At 49.1% G+C, this 1167-nt stretch carries 1 protein-coding gene; it reads right to left on the bottom strand.

Translation table 11 applies throughout. From position 1 onward, the window contains the following. Nucleotides 1-1167: glutamate synthase-related protein (locus tag R7093_RS24025; protein WP_318146861.1), on the bottom strand; the 1167-nt coding region annotated here is incomplete at both ends.

Here is a 1167-nt window from a genome sequence, read left to right as displayed (position 1 = left end):
CCATCTACTTGAAGACGAATCTTATGGCGAAGGCCATTTGCAACCAGTGCTTGTTGGGTTTCTGCGAGGCCAAGTTCCCAAGGACTACCTGCGTATTTCACCGAAGTCAGTGGACTTGCGGCCGTACCGCCATCGTAACCTGAGATAGTGATGAGGTCGGCGTAAGCTTTTGCGACCCCTGTGGCTATGGTGCCAACACCAGGCTCTGAGACGAGTTTCACCGAAACCAGAGCATTAGGGTTGACTTGTTTTAGGTCGAAGATCAGCTGAGCTAAATCCTCAATCGAATAAATATCGTGATGTGGAGGAGGGGAGATTAACGTCACTCCTTGCACCGAGTAACGCAGCTTGGCGATTTCTGCCGTGACTTTGTGCCCTGGTAGCTGACCACCTTCACCAGGTTTAGCTCCTTGCGCAACCTTGATTTGCAGTACGTCAGCATTGGTTAGGTAATGAGGCGTAACCCCAAAACGGCCTGACGCGATCTGCTTGATTCGCGAGTTACGCTCGGTGCCAAAACGACGAGGATCTTCACCACCTTCGCCAGAGTTAGAGTAACCACCAAGACGGTTCATCGCCGTTGCAAGTGCTTCGTGTGCCTCTGGGCTCAACGCTCCGATAGACATGGCGGCAGAATCAAAACGTTTGAACAATTCTGTTTTAGGTTCGATTCGTTCAAGTGGCAATGGCGAGTCAGTTTTTTTCAGTGCCATTAGGTCACGCAACATCGCGACAGGGCGCTCGTTTACTTGTTTGGCAAAACTTTGATAATCGTTACTTTCACCAGATTTCACCGCTTTTTGCAGTGTGCCAACCACATCAGGGTTGTAGGCATGGTACTCACCGCCATGTACGTATTTGAGTAATCCACCATGTTCAATCGATTTACGTTTTGCCCACGCCTTGCGGGACAAGTTGGTTAAATCTTGTTGGAAATCATCAAAGTTTGCGCCTTCGATGCGAGTGGTTACGCCTTTAAAGCACAAGTCGACCACTTCCCGGCTCAACCCAACAGCTTCGAACAATTGTGAGCAACGGTAAGAGGCGATGGTCGAAATACCCATCTTCGACATGATTTTGTACAAGCCTTTGTTGATGCCATACTGATAGTTCTGCATAACATCGCGGTAGTCTTTATCTAGGGCACCATCGTCAATCAACTTGCCT

This window comes from Vibrio sp. 1580 (genome assembly GCF_033340055.1).
The sequence above is the reverse complement of the archived record's forward strand: the minus strand, read 5'-3'. Positions and strand labels throughout refer to the sequence as shown.